This is a genomic window from Caulobacter sp. CCUG 60055 (assembly GCF_022750545.1).
Classification (GTDB): domain Bacteria; phylum Pseudomonadota; class Alphaproteobacteria; order Caulobacterales; family Caulobacteraceae; genus PUIC01.
The window spans coordinates 191963-206706 of the sequence record NZ_PUIC01000016.1; the positions used below are offsets into that span (position 1 = coordinate 191963).

Here is a 14744-nt window from a genome sequence, read left to right on the forward strand (position 1 = left end):
CCGTTCGAAGGATTAGGGCGCCACGCGGCCGAAGATGGCAAGAGGCCCCGCGCGCCGTTGTCGGGATCAGGCGGAAGGCGACCCGCCGGCGCGCCTCAGGGATTGGCCTTCCGGTCGGCCCACTCCGGCGGAAGCCCCAGCCGATCGACCAGGGCGCCCCGCACGCCGGGAGCATGGCCGTAGGCGTCGCATTCGCCCTCGACCGGCTTGCGATCCGGCCGGCCGTCGTGTTCGCGAAGACGGCGGCGTCGAAACGGGTCCTCGCCCCGCGACAACAGCCTGGCGAAGTCGTCGCTGAAGGCGCCCGCCATCTGATAGGCGTCGCCCACCGACGAGACCCTCGCCCCGGTGGTGAAGACGTCGGCGCCGCGCGCCCAGACCAGCACCGCCTTCTGCTTGCCGTCCATGTCGCGCGCCTCGCCCTCGACCGTCAGGCTGCCCAGGCCCACGGGCACGCGGATCGGCGAGACCACGCCGACGACCATCGAGGTCGCCGACGCGCGTGGATCGGTGAGGCCGAGCTTGGAGACCACCACGTGCACCGCCAGGTCGGCCGGCGCGTCGGCGGGAGCGATCTCGAACCGCTTGCCCAACTGCTTGCACAGAGACCGCCCGACGGCGCTCCGCACGATCTCACGTTGTTCCGGAGTGATCGCCGCCGCCGCCTCGGCGGACAGCTCGATCGGCTGTATCCGCAAGGTCCGCGCGGCCATCAGCGCGTCATGGTCGACCCACAGCTTGCCCTTGGCGCGCAGGCCCTTGCCGTCGGCGAGCCCGCCCGAGGGGCCATAGGCGCCGAGGCCGCCGCTGGGCTCGGTGCTGACGCTCGCGCAAGCCGACAACAGCAGGAAACAAGACCAAGCCGCCCATGAACGCCGCATCCGCCTGATCCTGTACTGTTTACGCGGCGGGAACTCTGCATGCGCGGCGCTGCGGCGCAACATTCATCTTTAGATTGCAGATTAATATGCTGTAATCATCGAGCCTCGCCCGCCCCTTGCCTCGGCGAGGCCGGCGGGCGCCTAATGGGCCGAGGCCGTCGCCCGGCCGGCCCCTCAGGACAGCCAGCCATGCGCCAAGCCAGCCACAGCCTCAGCATCGCGACGCCGGGCCGCGGACTGGTCGAGATCACCGACGACATCGCCGGCTGGGCCGCCGACCAGGGCATGGGCCAGGGCCTGCTCACCGCCTTCTGCCGCCACACCTCGGCGTCGCTGCTGATCCAGGAAAACGCCGACCCCGACGTCCGCTCCGACCTCGAGGCCTTCTTCGAGCGCCTGGCCCCGGAAGGCCCGCACCTCTACGTCCATGAGGACGAGGGCCCCGACGACATGCCGGCCCACATCCGCGCCGCCCTCACCCAGACGCATCTGTCGATACCGCTGGCGGCGGGACGGCTGGCCTTGGGGACCTGGCAGGGCGTCTATCTGTTCGAGCACCGCCGGCGGCCGCAGCGCCGGGAGATCGCGCTGCACCTCCTGGGCGAATAGGCGGACCTCAGGCCGGCGCGGCGATCTGGGCCAGCTCGGCGTGGACCTCCGCCGCGATCTCGAACGACCGCAACCGGGCGGCGTGATCGAAGATCTGCGAGGTGACCATGATCTCGTCGGCGCCGGTGCGGGCGACGAAGGACGCCAGGGCGTCGCGCACCGTGTGCGGCGACCCGATGGCCGAGCATGACAGCACCTGCTCCAGCGTCGCCCGCTGCTCGGCCGTCAGGCGGCTCTCGTAGCCTTCCTGCGGCGGCGGCAACGGCGTGGGATCGCCGCTGCGCAGGTTGACGAACGCCTGCATCAGCGAGGTCGACAGGAAACGGGCCTCCTCATCGGTCTCGGCCGCGAACACGTTGAAGCCCAGCATGACATGCGGCCGGTCCAGCTGCTCGGAGGGCCGGAAACGGCTGCGATAGACCTCGATGGCCTGGGTCATCATCGCCGGGGCGAAATGCGAGGCGAAGGCGTAGGGCAAGCCGAGGGCGCCGGCGAGCTGGGCCCCATAGAGGCTGGAGCCCAGGATCCAGATCGGCACGTCCAGGCCCGCCCCGGGCACGGCCCGCAGCCTCTGTCCCGGCTGGGCCTCGCGGAAATAGGCCATCACCTCCATGACGTCCTGGGGGAAGGCGTCGGCGTCGCCGCCGGCGAGATTCCGCCGCAGGGCGCGGGCCGTCATCTGGTCCGTGCCCGGAGCCCGGCCGAGGCCGAGGTCGATGCGGCCGGGGAACAGCGAGGCCAGGGTGCCGAACTGCTCGGCGATCACCAGCGGCGCGTGATTGGGCAGCATGATCCCGCCCGCCCCGACCCGGATGGTCGAAGTGCCGGCGGCGACATGGCCGATGACCACCGCCGTGGCGGCGCTGGCCACGCCGGGCATGTTGTGGTGCTCGGCCAGCCAATAGCGGCGATAGCCCAGGCGCTCGGCGCTGCGGGCGAGATCGAGCGTGTTGCGGAAGGCGAGCGCGGCGTCGCCGCCCTGGACGATCGGCGAAAGGTCGAGAACGGAAAGCGCGGTCATGCCGCTCATATGGGAGGCCGCGCCCGATCGCCAATCGGGGCCGCGTCCCGATTTTCTAGCAGCCGGCTCAGGCCTTCTCGGCCGTCCTGGCCGCCCGCGCCGTCGGCACCTTCCAGGTCGACGGGTCCAGGAAGCCCAGGAAGTGCGCGGGGCCGATGGTCCGCACGCCCGCCGCCTTCTGCTCTTCGCGGGTCTCCTCGCGCAGGGCCTTCATCTGCGACCAGTGCCACTTGGGCCGGTGGTGGTGCTCGGCGTGATAGCCGTTGTTGAGGAAGACCCAGTTGTAGACCGGCTCATAGGTCGAAACGCCGGTGGCCACCGGCACGTCCGGCTCGGCGCCCAGGTGTTCGTAATAGGCGATCAGGAACGAGATGCACTGGCCCAGGTAGTAGAACGGCGCCAGCAGCAGCACGAACTTCCAGTTGATCAGCGCCAGCACCGCATAGACCGCCACCATCACCCAGAACTCGGTCATCGCCCGCCGGGCCTCGTCCGGCCGCTTGGCGCGGATCAGCCGCGCCACGGTGAACGGGTCGTCGTCGCGCCAGAACTGCATGAACACATAGGACAGCATCGGCTCGGCCTTGCCGTCGGCGCCGTAGCGGTAGAGCGAGATCGGGTCGATGGTCGTGCCGTCCGCCGCCTTGCGGTCGGAATTGCCGGCGTGGTGCCGCATGTGCACGTACTTGTACATGGTCTGCGGCACGCCGAGCTCCAGCGTCAGGGCGAACTCGGTGATCCGGTTCAAGAGCCGCGACTTGAAGAACGGGTTGTGGATGAAGTTGTGCGAGACCGAATCCAGGTTCCAGCCGATGGAGGCGGCGTAGAGGCAGGCGCAGCCGATGCGGGCCGGCCAGGACAGCTGCGGCCAAGCGATGAAAAAGGCCAGCATCAGGCCGAGCTGGATGAACACCAGCGCAGCCGGAATGGCGTCCCAGTAGCTGTAGCGGAACAGGAACCGGTCCTTGGTCCGGCGGGGGCGGGTGACTTCCGCCGCCAGGGTTTCAGGATCGGCCATACGCGACTCCGACATCATTTCGACGGGGTTTCGGACTTCGACTCGCCGCCGATCAGCAGCACGCCCCCGACAATGGCTGCGCTGCCGAAGATCTCCAGCATGCCGACGGGCTCATGGAACACCGTCCAGCTCGCCAGGATCACCATAACATAGCTGAGCGCCGAAATCGAAAAGGCCGAGCTGAGCTTGATCTCGGCCAGCACCACCATCCAGACGGCGAAGTTCATCAGCTCGAGCCCCACCATCGCCTGGCCCCAGGGCAGGCGCAGGGCCTTCAGCACCCAGTCGACGCCCACGGGCACGCCGGTCAGGGCCAAGGCCACATGCTTGGCGGCCACCTGATAGCCCACGCTCAGCGCCGGCAGGGCGATCCACAGCAACGGCGCCGCCCATTTCTGGCGGAACGTGCGGGGGGGATTGGTCTTTCCGTCCATGGTCAAATCCCCGCCAGGCCGATGCAGAACACGCCGACCGCCACCAGGGCGGCGCCCAGCATCTGCTTGGGCCGCAGCCGCTCCTTGAGGAACAGGGCGCTGGCGATCGGCACGCCGGCGTAGTTCAGGTTGACCAGCGGGAAGGCGATGCTCAGCGGCACCTTCTGCAACAGCACCACCCAGGCCACCACCTCGACGGCCCAGAGGACGATGCCGAGCCAGACCGCCGGCTTCAGCGCCACGGCCAGCGCGTAGTTGTCGCTGTCCTGGGCGGAGTCGGCGGCGACCTTGAACAACAGCTCGCGCGACACCTCGGCGAAGATGCAGAAGGCGATGAGGCGCAAGGCCTCGGCGGTCAGAACATGCGAACTCATCGACCCGGCCCCGCGTCGTTCACCCCAGGCGTCATCATCGGCCGCTCCCTATCGCCACGGCGACTCCGCCGAGGGGCGGCATGTTGGCCACCGCGCCAGGCGAGCGCCAGCCCTTTCCATCGCCTTCATTTGAGGCGTTGTTCAGACCACGACATCGGCCGCGCCAGGGCCTTCGGCCAGGATGGCGGCGACGGCGGTCAGGGCCTGGGCCAGCACCTGCCGCTTGGCCGGCGCGCCCAGGGCGATGCGCACGCCGTTGGGCGAGACCCCGGCCGCGAAGGCCTCGGCGCCGACCAGGGCGAGGCCGCGCCGACGGGCGAGGTCGCGAAGCCGGGCCGGGTCCCAGCGCTCGGGCAGCGGCAGCCACACATGGATGGCCTCGTCGTCGCCCCGCGCCTGCGGCAGGATTTCCCGCGCCAGGGCCCGACGCGCCCGCGCCTCCGCGCGCAGCCCGCTCAGCACCTCGTCGGCGACGCCTTCCCTGATCCAGGCGGTGGCGACGGCGGCGGTCAGCGGCGAGGCCATCATCGACACCGCCCGCAGGGCGCCGGCCAACCGGTCGGCCCAGGCCGCGTCGGGCGCCGCGACGAAGGCGACGCGCAGGCCCGGCGTCAGGCACTTCGACAAGGTGCTGAGATGGAACACCGTCCCCACGCCGAGACTGGCCAGGGCCGGCGAAGGCGTCGACGGCAGGCGGCCATAGGCGTCGTCCTCGATGATCGGCGCGCCGGCGGCGGCGGCGATCTCGACGATGCGCCGTCGGCGCTCGATCCCCATGGTCACGGCGGCGGGGTTCTGCATGGTCGGCACGCAATAGATCGCCGCCGGCGCCGCCTCGGCGCACAGTCGCGCCAGGGCGTCCGGCGCCAGGCCCTCCCCGTCGACTTCGCAACCGACCACCCGCACCCCCAGATGTCGGGCCACGCTCAGCAACCCGGGATAGGTCAGGGCCTCGCAAACGATGGTCCCGCCGGGCGGCGCCAACAGGGTCAGCAGGGCGGCCAGGGCCGTCTGCGCGCCGCTGCACGCCAGCACGCGGTCGACCGAAACCTCGCCCAGGCACGGCGCCATCCACGCCGCGCCCGCCCGCCTCTGCGCCATCGAGCCCGGGCCGGGATGGTAGGCCATCAAGGTCGCCACGTCCGTTCGCGACAGGATCGCGCGGGTGGTCTCCTCCAGGCGCCGGGCCAACGGCACGCCGAGCGGCTGCGGCGGCAGGTTCATGCTGAGGTCGATCAGGCCGGCCTCGTCCTCGCTCCGGCCCTTGACGAAGGTGCCGCGCCCGACGGCGCCCTCGATCAGGCCGCGGGCCCGGGCCAGGGCGTAGGCGCGCGTGACCGTGGTGAAGTCGACCCCCAGCCGCTGGGCCGCCGCGCGCTGGGACGGCAGCTGGTCGCCCGGCTGCAACTCCCCCTCGCCGATGGCGCGCTCCAGGGCGGCCAGCAGCCGCATGTACAGCGGCCCGGGCTCGCCCTCGAACCGCCGCAGCCACGCGTCGCCGCCCCCGTCGCCCATGCTTGCCATCTCCATGTCAAATACATACAATACAAAATATTGTATGCAATAGCATGCAGATTGTATGTAGGCATCCTCATATGGACCACGACCTCTACAACCCGCCGCCGCCGATCGTCTCCGGCCTGCGTTGCAAGTGCCCGCGCTGTGGCGAGGGGCGCCTGTTCGACGGCTTCCTGACGCTGGCCAAGCAATGCGATCGATGCGGCCTGGACCTGAGCTTCGCCGACCCCGCCGACGGCCCGGCCTTCTTCGTGATGAGCGGCGTGGCCGTGCTGGTCACGGCGGTGTTCCTGTGGATGGAGCTGGTGCTGCACCCGCCGATCTGGGTCCACCTGGTGACGACATTCCCGCTGTTGCTGTTCGGCTGCCTGGGCGCCCTGCGGCCGGTGAAGGCCTGGCTCGTCGCCTCGCAGTATTTCCACAAGGCCGAAGAAGGCCAATGGGAAAGCATCGGCAAGCACGGCCCGTTCTGAACGCCGCCCCGGCGGCCGACTGGACATCCCACGCCGGCCGCCTAATCTGATCCTTTGTCGCCAAAACCGGGACCGATCCTGGAATGGCGTTGCGGGGGATCGCTCAGTATGCGTCAGTTCTTGCTTTTCTCGGTCGCCGCCGTGGCGTTGACCTGCGCGGCGCCGGGCCAAGCCGCCTCCAGCCAGGCGACGGACGCGCCGCCCCGGCTGTTCGAGGGCCGCGACCTGTTCGGCCTGCGCTACGCCAGCCAGCCCGAGATCCGTCCCGACGGCGCCGTGGTCGCCTATGTGCGGGTGACCAACGACATCATGACCGACCGCGCCCGACGCGCCATCTGGACGATCGACCTCAAGACCGGCGCCCAGACGCCGGTGACCGGCGACGAAGGCTCCAGCTTCGCGCCGCGCTGGTCCCCGGACGGCGCGCGCCTGGCCTATGTCGCAGCCGCGCCGGGCGCCTCGCCCCAGATCTTCGTCCGCTGGATGGCCAGCGGCCAGACCGCCCGCGTCGCGACGCTGGAATCCGCCCCGGCCTCCATCGCCTGGTCGCCGGACGGCCGCAGCATCGCCTTCACCATGCAGACCCCGGCCGAGGGCGAAAAGCTCGGCTCGGCGCCGGCCAAGCCGGAGGGCGCGAAGTGGGCCGACCCCCTGAAGGTCATCAGCAAGGTGATCTACCGCGCCGACGGCGAGGGCTATCTCAAGCCGGGCCGCAACCACGTCTTCGTCGTCTCCGCCGACGGCGGCGCCCCCCGCCAGCTCACCTTCGGCGCCTATGACGACGAGGGCCCGCTGTCCTGGAGCGCCGACGGCCGCGCCATCCTGTTCTCCGGCAATCGCGTGGCCGACGCCGAGCGCGACCCGCAGGAAAGCGAAATCTACAGCGTGTCGGTCGCCGACGGCGCGGTGACCGCGCTGACCCATCGAAAGGGCCCGGACGGCTCCCCGGCGGTGTCGCCCGACGGCGGCAAGATCGCCTATGTCGGCTTCGACGACCACTATCGCGGTTACGAGAACCGGCGGCTCTACGTCATGGACCGCGACGGCGGCGGCGCCCGCGTGCTCACCGCCGCCCTCGACCGCAGCGTCGAGGATCCGCGCTGGTCCGCCGACGGCCGCAGCATCTACATCTCCTACGCCGACAAGGGCGCGACCAAGGTCGCCCGCGTCAGCCTGGACGGCAAGATCGAGACGGTCGCCGAGGGCCTGGCCGGCGGCGGACTCGACCGCCCCTACAGCGGCGGCGAGTTCTCGGTGTCGAAATCGGGGGCCGTCGCCTTCACCCAGGGCGCGCCGGACCAGCCGCCGGACCTGGCCGTAGCGCGCGGCCGCGAGGTCACCCGCCTCACCCGCCTCAACGACGACCTGTTCGCCGGCAAGACCCTGGCCAAGGTTCAGCCGCTGCCGACGGTCTCGTCGTTCGACAAGAAGCCGATCGACGCCTGGATCGTCACGCCGCCCGGCTTCGATCCGTCGCGCAAATACCCGCTGATCCTCGAAATCCACGGCGGCCCCTTCGCCAGCTACGGGCCGATGTTCGCGAGCGACAACCAGCTCTATGCGGCGGCGGGCTATGTGGTGGTCTACGCCAATCCTCGCGGCTCGACCTCCTATGGCGAAGCCTTCGCCAACGAGATCGACCGCAACTATCCCAGCCATGACTACGACGATCTGATGAGCGTGGTCGACGCGGCCATCGCCAAGGGCTTCGTCGATCCCGACCGCCTCTATGTCACCGGAGGATCGGGCGGCGGCGCCCTGACCGCATGGATCGTCGGCAAGACCAACCGCTTCCGCGCCGCGGCCGCCCAGAAGCCGGTGATCGACTGGGCCAGCCAGGTGCTGACCACCGACGGCTACACCTTCATGGCCAAGTATTGGTTCGGCAAGATGCCCTGGGAGGACCCGCAGGCCTATTGGGCGCGCTCGCCCCTGTCGCTGGTCGGGGCGGTGACGACGCCCACCCTGGTGGTGGTCGGCGAGGAGGACTACCGCACGCCGGTCAGCGAGTCCGAACAATATTATCAGGCCTTGCAGCTGCGCGGCGTGCCGACCGCCCTGGTCAAGGTGCCGGGAGCCTCGCACGGCGGCCTCGCCAACCGGCCCTCGCAATCGGCCGCCAAGGCCAGCGCGATCCTGGCCTGGTTCGAGCGCTACAAGACCGCCGCCCCGCCCGCCGCCGCCGCTCCGGGGCGTTGACGCGCCCCGGAGTTTCCCCCTGGGCGCGCATCGCGCCGCCATACAATCGACACTTGGCGAATTCAGGAAATTGATGGAATGCTATGGTTAAGCAGCTCCGGATTTCCGATCCGCCGGCGTCTGTAGGTGTCGAGTAGCGTGCGTTGCGAGCACTAGGGGGCCTCGCCTTGGATTTCTTTGACGAGTTGGTTGAAGAGTTGATGGATTATCGGATCGCCCTCGACAAGATAGGCGGCCCGCCCGAGGTCTCCAACGTCGAGCGGCTCAAGGCCACTCTGGAGCGAGCCATCATCGAAGCGAACGTCTGCGCGCGGGCGGCCCGCAAGGCCTCGCCCCCGGCGGCGGCCTGACCGGCGAGCCCTCGACGGGACTCAAAGGCCGTAGCGGCTGGCGACGACCTCGAGCGCCGCGACGAGGGCGTCGGTCCATCGCGCCCGGCTGGTCCCGCCGCTGACGAAATGGCGAACACAACGCCCCTTGCCCGCCACCTCGCGCAGCGCCAGCACCCCGCGCCCGATCTTGTCGACCGGCCCGACCCCCGCCCCGCCGACATAGCTCGGATCGACATGCTGCACGGCGCGCTCGGTCCCAGCCACGCGCTCGGCGGCCTGGGCGCGACGCCTCGCCCAGCCGTCGCCGCCGCCTCGTCCCGCCCGGTCGGCGGCGCTCGTCCGGCCGGCGCCGGCCAGCCGCGCCATGTCCCACGACGGCGGCGTCAAGCCCCGCTCCGGGTCCAAGGCCTCGAAATCCTCGCGGTAGCGCAGGCCCGCCAGATATAGTCGACGGCCGATCCCGCCGCTCCGGGACAACATCTCAAGCCCGTCGCGGGTCGATATCCGCAGGCGGCGCGTACCTTGCCCCGCCGGCTCGCCCCCGGCGGCCCCTGCCCTGGCGACCGTCTCGACCTCGACCCGCTCGCCGCGCAAAGCCTCCAGCGCCAGGGTCTCCGTCTGGTCGCGCTCGCGGCGAGACGCCTCGGCGCGCCGATCCCGCTCGGCCTCGATCCGCTGCATCTCCGCCGCCGCCAGCTTGCGGCCGTCCAGGTCGCCGCGGCGCGTGGCGCGCTCCGCTCGCTTGAGCTCCTCCCTCGTCAGGGCGGCGGGGTCCGCCGACCGCGTCCGGACGGGCGCGCCCTTGGCCAGCATGGCGCGCCGCCGCTCCAGCCGGGCGCGCGCCTCCGCGGCGCCGCTCAGCGGAACAAAGGCGCCGACGACCGCTCCCGCCGGAGCGCGGGCCGCGACGCGATGGCGCTCGACCACGCCATGCCTCTCCTCGATCCGCCGCAACAGGGCGCGACCGGCGGCGGCGCAGGTCGGAGCTTCATCGTTGGCGGCGAGCAGCGCGAACTCCAGCTCTGACAACGCGCTGCGCGACAGGCGTCGCAGGGCTTGTCGAGGCAGGGTCAGCGGCCCGACGGCGACCGCCGAGAAATCCGGGTCTTCGATCGAACGGCAAGCCGTCATGCCTGTCTCCGCGCCATGGTGATCGACTTCCGCCTCAACGCCTCGCGCCGGCGCCGGGCCCCGCATAGGCCCGCGCCGCCGACGCCAGTTCGGCCGTCGCCGCCCGCCAGGCGTCGAGGACCGCCTCCGCGCCGGCATCCGGCTCGCCGACGCCCTGCTCCGCCGCGCGGCGGGCCTCGGCATAGGCCCTGGCCGCCGCGTGCAGGCGCTCCGTGCTCTCGGTCATGGCTCAGACATCCTTTCCTTGCGCTGCGGCCGGGTCGCCTAACGACACGGTGAAACGTGTTCAGGCGACGGCTTATCGTATAAATTATACGAAAACTCGACAAGCGAAATCGTATGACATATACGACGCCTGTTCGTAGGCTGGATACGATGGAACGACACCAACGCCTGCAGAGAGCGCGCGAGGATCGCGGCTTCTCCAGCGCCACCGACGCCGCCCAGGCGTTCGGCTGGAACCGCAACACCTATATCTCGAACGAGAACGGCAATGCGCCCTTCTCCTTCAAGAAGGCCAAGGAATACGCCCAGGCCTACGGCGTGCGCACCGAATGGCTGTACGAAGGCTCAGGCGCCATGAAGACCCCGGCGACGCCGCTGGCGCGGGTTATCGGCAAGGTGGGCGCCAATCCGGACGGCACGATCCTGTTCACCACCGGCCAGGAGACCGGGGACCAGGCCCCCATTCCGCCCGGCGGCACGCCCGACGCCGTGGCCCTGGAGGTCGCCGGCCACTCGATGCGAGGCTGGGCCGACGACGGCGCGCTGATCTACTTCGAGGACCAGCGCACGCCACCCAGCCCCGACATGCTGGGCCACGTCGTCGTGGTCGAGACCGAGGACGGCCTGGTGCTGTTGAAGCGCCTGCTGCGCGGCGGCAAGCCGGGGCGCTACGATCTGGAATCGCTCAACGGGCCGACGCTGACCGACCAGAGGCTGGTGTGGGCCGCCCACATCACCGCCATCATTCCGCCGTTCCAGGCCCGCCGCGTGATCATCCGCTCGGGCACCGAGGCGGCCTGAGCGCCTCAACCTTCGGGAGCGTAGACCTTGCGAGCCTGGGGCTGGCCCGCCTCGTCGCGCAGGACCACCTCGGCCTTGTCGCCCATGCGAAGTTGGGTGCGCCCCAGGACAAGGGCGACACGGATCGCCTCGCCCTTGCGGCCGCACGCCCGGAACAGATGGTCGTTATGGTACACCGACCAGCAGCCGGTGTGCCGCGCGATCTCGAAAACCTTGGTTCTCATCCCAGCCTCCAACGTCCGGCCGCCTCGGAAATAGACGCTCGAACAGGGACCGGTGTTCCAGTCCCAGGGCCATGATGGCGCGTCCGGGCCCGCCTCGCCATGACGACTGTCAAGAGGGAAGACGCCCACCGCCCACAACTTTGCTCCGGCGCTGTCGCATAATCGCCACATTGCGCCGCCCTGCGGATTCGAGGAAGAAATTCGCATCGAGCTTCCGGCGACTCTCTGCAGCGCCTCACCGGCGCGCTTGATCGCCTCCTGTTGGGGGACAGGAAAGCGCCCTCGGCGATCAGCCGAGGGCGCGCTCGTTAAGCCTCCTGGCCAGGATCAGAACGTGCGGCTGAAGCCGATCTGTCCGTACCCTTGGGTTCCGCGGTCGCTCTGATCGGTCACGCCCGCTCCGAACTGGATCTCGAAGCCCGGCTCGACCTGGACGCCCGCAAGGGCGCCGTACATCTGCCGGTCATAGGTCTGGTCGCCTTGCGCGCCGATCAGGCCGCCGATCCGCCAGCGGTCGCCGACCGCGTGGGTGAGGTCGAGCGAGACCTGATAATCCTGGGCGTCGAAACCATAGGCCCCGTACCAGTCGACGCGCCAGGGTCCCGCCAGGTGCGCGCCGTCGATCCCGGCGACGCCGTCCCAACGGCCGCCTCGACGCTTGTTGCCGAAATCCTTGGGACTGAGATCGGTGTTCATATAGCGCGGGCCGATCGACAGGTTGTTCCAGCCCCAGTCGCCCGAGGTCTGGTAGACCAGGGCGATGCTGCCCCCGACATATTCGCCGCGCACCCGCTGGCCGCCGGTCACGTATTTGTACTCGCCGCCGGCGACGGTGGGGCGGACCGCCCATCCGTGCCCCAGGGAAGACCCCGGCAAGGAATAAAGAACGCCGCCATAGGCGGACCAGTCGCTGGCGATGGTTCCGCCGCCGAACAGAACACCCTGCTCAGCGGCCGAAGCGGAGGATTGCGCCGCGGCGCCCCCTCCAAGAATGATGAAGAGGGCGAGACCGCAGCGCCGGATCATGCAGCGGCTCCCGCGTTCGCAGGCACGCCGTCCCGGGATTGCCGGGTCGATGGAACCAGGCCGCGGGCCCAGGCCGGACGACTGTGCATCGCCGGCTGAAAGAACGTCCGTCCGTGATTAAGCCTCATGATGAACACCTCCCCTGAACCTGCATCCATCCGTTCGAGGTCGCCGATGACGAGATCGGAATCACCGCCGTTCGACGAGACCAGCCTCAGGCCGGCTCCGGCCTGGGGTCGATCATACGACACGATCCGCCAGTCGTCGCCCTTGGGCCCCATGGGGCGCGCCAGGCAATCGACGGCCTGGCCGTCTGCGCTGGACAGCACGGCGGGGCGCCAATCCGCGCGCTCTTCCTCCGGCCGCCGCGACCGCAGCATCAGCCGCGCCAGCATGGACCGGCCGCCGTCGGCCCAGTCGTTGACATCCCATTGCAGCGGGTTGCCGTAGAGGAACTCGCTGAGGCGGTCGCGGGCCTTGACATCGCTCCACACGAAGCGAAGCCCGATGACGGCGCGGCCGTCGCTTTCGACATGGCGCACGACGTGACCCCAGAACGGCGCGGCGCCCTGCGGCAGCAGCATCTCGCCCTCGATCACGTCGCCCGGCAGAAGGCCGGCGGGGGCCGTCAGCCCCAGGCCGCAGGTCGAGAGGTTGTCGGCGACCAGGAACAGGCGGTTGCCGTCCGCGGCCTTGACCGCGACCGGCACCGGCACCGGGAACCGATAGATGTCGCGGCGTTGCTGTTCGCGGCTGATGGCGAAGCCGAGGGCGCGCACCGCCAGGCTCAGATTGAAGACCGCCCAGGCGAGGCTGATCCAGAACGCGCTCACCGGCAGGCGGGGCGCATAGAGGTAGAAGTAGATCCCCGCGATGATCGAGCCAGCGGTCAGGACGATGATCGCCAGTTGCGGCGCCAGCCGCGCCAGCATGGCCCGCCCTGTCCCGCGCTGCTTGGACGTAACCTGGAATTGCAGCTTGCCGGGGATCAGCAGAGCCACGGTCGCCCGTATGAAGGTGAAGTAGCGCAGGAAGTTGTACTCCTCCATCCACAGGGTTTTGGCATACCCGCGCCCGAACACTTCGGAGACCATGATGCCGCTAAAAATCCAGGGAATAAAGTACAGAAGAAACGTCCAGCCTGCGACCTTGAGCGGCAGTGACCCGGTCAGAAGAATCAGGGGCGGCAGCAGATACACGCTCAATTTCTGCCAGCCTTCGAAGTAGGTCATGGTCGAGGCCAGATAACAGGCCCATTGGGCCAGGTTCATCTTGCCGCCCAGCATGAAGCGCTCCTTGCGCCACACCTGCATGGCGCCGCGACCCCAGCGCAAACGCTGGGTTGCATACTGGCTCATGCTGAAGGGCGACAGGCCGAAGGCCAGAGGCTCGCTGTGGAAGACCGAACGCCAGCCGTGCTTGTGCATGCGCACGGAGGTGTGCAGGTCCTCGGTGATGGTGCCGGTGGCGAAGCCGCCGACGTCGTCCAGCGCCTCGCGGCGCATCACCGCGCAGCTCCCGCAGAAGAAGGCGGCGTTCCAGCGGTCCTTGCCCGGCTGGATCACACGATAGAACAGCGACTGCTCGTGCCAGACCTCGTGCGCGCGCTTGCGCAGGCGGTGCTGGATGGAATCCAGGTTGTAGAAGTCCTGCGGCGTCTGGACGAAGGCCACCTTGTCGTCGGTGAAATAGCCCAGGGTCTTCTCGAGGAAATCCGTCGAGGGCACGTGGTCGCAGTCGAAGATGGCGATGAAGCGGGCGTCGCAGACGCGCAGGGCGTTGTTGAGGTTGCCGGCCTTGGCGTCGTCGCGCTCCACCCGCGCGACGTAGCGGACGCCCAGCTCCTCGGCCAGGGCCCGCATCTCGGGCCGGGCGCCGTCGTCCAGCAGCCAGACCTGCCGGGCCAGGCGGACCCGTCGCGCCGCGATCAAGGTCTGCCTCAGCAGTTCGACCGGCTCGTTCCAGGTGGTCACCAGGATGTCGGCCTCCATGTCCGGCGGCGGCGCGGCGGCCCTGCGCTCGACCACGGTCCAGGTCATCAGCATGTGCAGGCCCAGGCCCACCATGCCGAACGCCTCGGCCGCCAGCAGCATGCTGGACAGGATCGGCGCCGCCGGGTTCCACAAGGGAATGCGATAACTGAAATAGAGGATGCTGGTGACGATCAGCGCGATCGTCCAGAACAGTCCCCAAAGGCCGATGGGTCGCCGCACGACCGATGCAGCCATCGTCGCCGCCGGAGCAGACTCCAGGTTTTCTTGGACGGATTTGCGCACGCGAACCCCCTTGGGCGACGAGCGTCGCCGCGAGCTGGCGATGGACATCAGAGGTTCCAGGCGAGAGTCGCCGCAGTCATGCGCATGCCGATCTGGCATGAAATCAGTATTCGAACCCCATACGCACGACTACGACTGGCCCAGCACCCAAAGCCGAGCTCATCATGCGCGGGCAAGACAGAATAAATTTGAGAAATCTCAA

General features: G+C 69.4%; 16 protein-coding genes. 5 read left to right on the forward strand and 11 right to left on the reverse strand.

Annotated elements, in window-relative coordinates; translation table 11 throughout:
• Window positions 1-95: 95 nt before the first annotated feature.
• Complete coding sequence (locus tag C5708_RS18335) at window positions 96-881, reverse strand: DUF3313 family protein (protein WP_242923347.1); 786 nt, start codon at window positions 879-881, stop codon at window positions 96-98.
• A gap of 189 nt (window positions 882-1070) precedes the next feature.
• Here C5708_RS18335 and C5708_RS18340 point away from each other — a divergent pair, with 189 nt between their 5' ends.
• Window positions 1071-1490, forward strand: coding sequence for a secondary thiamine-phosphate synthase enzyme YjbQ (locus C5708_RS18340; RefSeq protein WP_242923348.1), 420 nt, complete (start codon window positions 1071-1073; stop codon window positions 1488-1490).
• Between the two features lie 7 nt (window positions 1491-1497).
• On the opposite strand, the gene C5708_RS18345 is transcribed toward C5708_RS18340, so the two are convergent.
• The 5 genes from C5708_RS18345 to C5708_RS18365 form a co-directional block, all read right to left on the reverse strand.
• On the reverse strand, window positions 1498-2511 hold the full coding sequence (locus tag C5708_RS18345) for an LLM class flavin-dependent oxidoreductase (protein WP_242923349.1): 1014 nt from the start codon (window positions 2509-2511) through the stop codon (window positions 1498-1500).
• Window positions 2512-2578: 67 nt separating this feature from the next.
• On the reverse strand, window positions 2579-3529 hold the full coding sequence (locus C5708_RS18350) for a fatty acid desaturase (protein ID WP_242923350.1): 951 nt from the start codon (window positions 3527-3529) through the stop codon (window positions 2579-2581).
• A gap of 14 nt (window positions 3530-3543) precedes the next feature.
• Window positions 3544-3963 (reverse strand): hypothetical protein, encoded by a 420-nt coding sequence (locus tag C5708_RS18355; protein WP_242923352.1) that lies wholly within the window; start codon window positions 3961-3963, stop codon window positions 3544-3546.
• A 2-nt stretch (window positions 3964-3965) separates the two neighbouring features.
• Window positions 3966-4337: an EamA family transporter gene (locus C5708_RS18360; RefSeq protein WP_242923354.1), complete on the reverse strand. Its 372-nt coding sequence runs from the start codon at window positions 4335-4337 to the stop codon at window positions 3966-3968.
• Between the two features lie 141 nt (window positions 4338-4478).
• Window positions 4479-5852, reverse strand: coding sequence for a PLP-dependent aminotransferase family protein (locus tag C5708_RS18365; protein WP_242923356.1), 1374 nt, complete (start codon window positions 5850-5852; stop codon window positions 4479-4481).
• A gap of 80 nt (window positions 5853-5932) precedes the next feature.
• Between C5708_RS18365 and C5708_RS18370 the strand changes: the two genes are divergently transcribed.
• The 3 genes from C5708_RS18370 to C5708_RS18380 all read left to right on the forward strand — a co-directional run bounded on the left by C5708_RS18370 (window position 5933) and on the right by C5708_RS18380 (window position 8877).
• Entirely contained in the window at window positions 5933-6328 is a 396-nt protein-coding gene (locus C5708_RS18370) for a DUF983 domain-containing protein (RefSeq protein ID WP_242923358.1), read from the forward strand.
• Window positions 6329-6436: 108 nt separating this feature from the next.
• Window positions 6437-8527: a S9 family peptidase gene (locus tag C5708_RS18375; protein WP_242923360.1), complete on the forward strand. Its 2091-nt coding sequence runs from the start codon at window positions 6437-6439 to the stop codon at window positions 8525-8527.
• A 200-nt stretch (window positions 8528-8727) separates the two neighbouring features.
• Window positions 8728-8877, forward strand: a complete 150-nt coding sequence (locus C5708_RS18380) for a hypothetical protein (protein WP_242923362.1) — start codon at window positions 8728-8730, stop codon at window positions 8875-8877.
• Between the two features lie 21 nt (window positions 8878-8898).
• Here the strand turns inward: C5708_RS18380 and C5708_RS18385 are convergent, their stop codons facing one another.
• Both C5708_RS18385 and C5708_RS18390 read right to left on the reverse strand, forming a co-directional pair.
• Complete coding sequence (locus C5708_RS18385) at window positions 8899-9990, reverse strand: hypothetical protein (protein ID WP_242923363.1); 1092 nt, start codon at window positions 9988-9990, stop codon at window positions 8899-8901.
• A 34-nt stretch (window positions 9991-10024) separates the two neighbouring features.
• On the reverse strand, window positions 10025-10216 hold the full coding sequence (locus C5708_RS18390; RefSeq protein ID WP_242923365.1) for a hypothetical protein: 192 nt from the start codon (window positions 10214-10216) through the stop codon (window positions 10025-10027).
• Between the two features lie 149 nt (window positions 10217-10365).
• Here C5708_RS18390 and C5708_RS18395 point away from each other — a divergent pair, with 149 nt between their 5' ends.
• The gene (locus tag C5708_RS18395; protein WP_242923367.1) at window positions 10366-11016 is read left to right on the forward strand and encodes a S24 family peptidase; all 651 of its coding nucleotides are present in this window, start codon (window positions 10366-10368) and stop codon (window positions 11014-11016) included.
• 5 nt (window positions 11017-11021) lie between these two features.
• Here C5708_RS18395 and C5708_RS18400 read toward each other — a convergent pair whose 3' ends face one another.
• From C5708_RS18400 to C5708_RS18410, 3 genes are all read right to left on the reverse strand, one after another.
• Window positions 11022-11240 carry a hypothetical protein gene (locus C5708_RS18400; protein WP_242923369.1) on the reverse strand — a complete coding sequence of 73 codons (219 nt, stop codon included), beginning with the start codon at window positions 11238-11240 and terminating at the stop codon, window positions 11022-11024.
• Window positions 11241-11567: 327 nt separating this feature from the next.
• Window positions 11568-12266 carry a cellulose biosynthesis protein BcsS gene (gene bcsS / locus C5708_RS18405; RefSeq protein ID WP_347567032.1) on the reverse strand — a complete coding sequence of 233 codons (699 nt, stop codon included), beginning with the start codon at window positions 12264-12266 and terminating at the stop codon, window positions 11568-11570.
• Window positions 12263-14494 (reverse strand): glycosyltransferase, encoded by a 2232-nt coding sequence (locus tag C5708_RS18410; RefSeq protein ID WP_242923373.1) that lies wholly within the window; start codon window positions 14492-14494, stop codon window positions 12263-12265. Before C5708_RS18410 ends, bcsS begins: the two co-directional genes overlap by 4 nt.
• Between the last annotated feature and the right edge of the window lie 250 nt (window positions 14495-14744).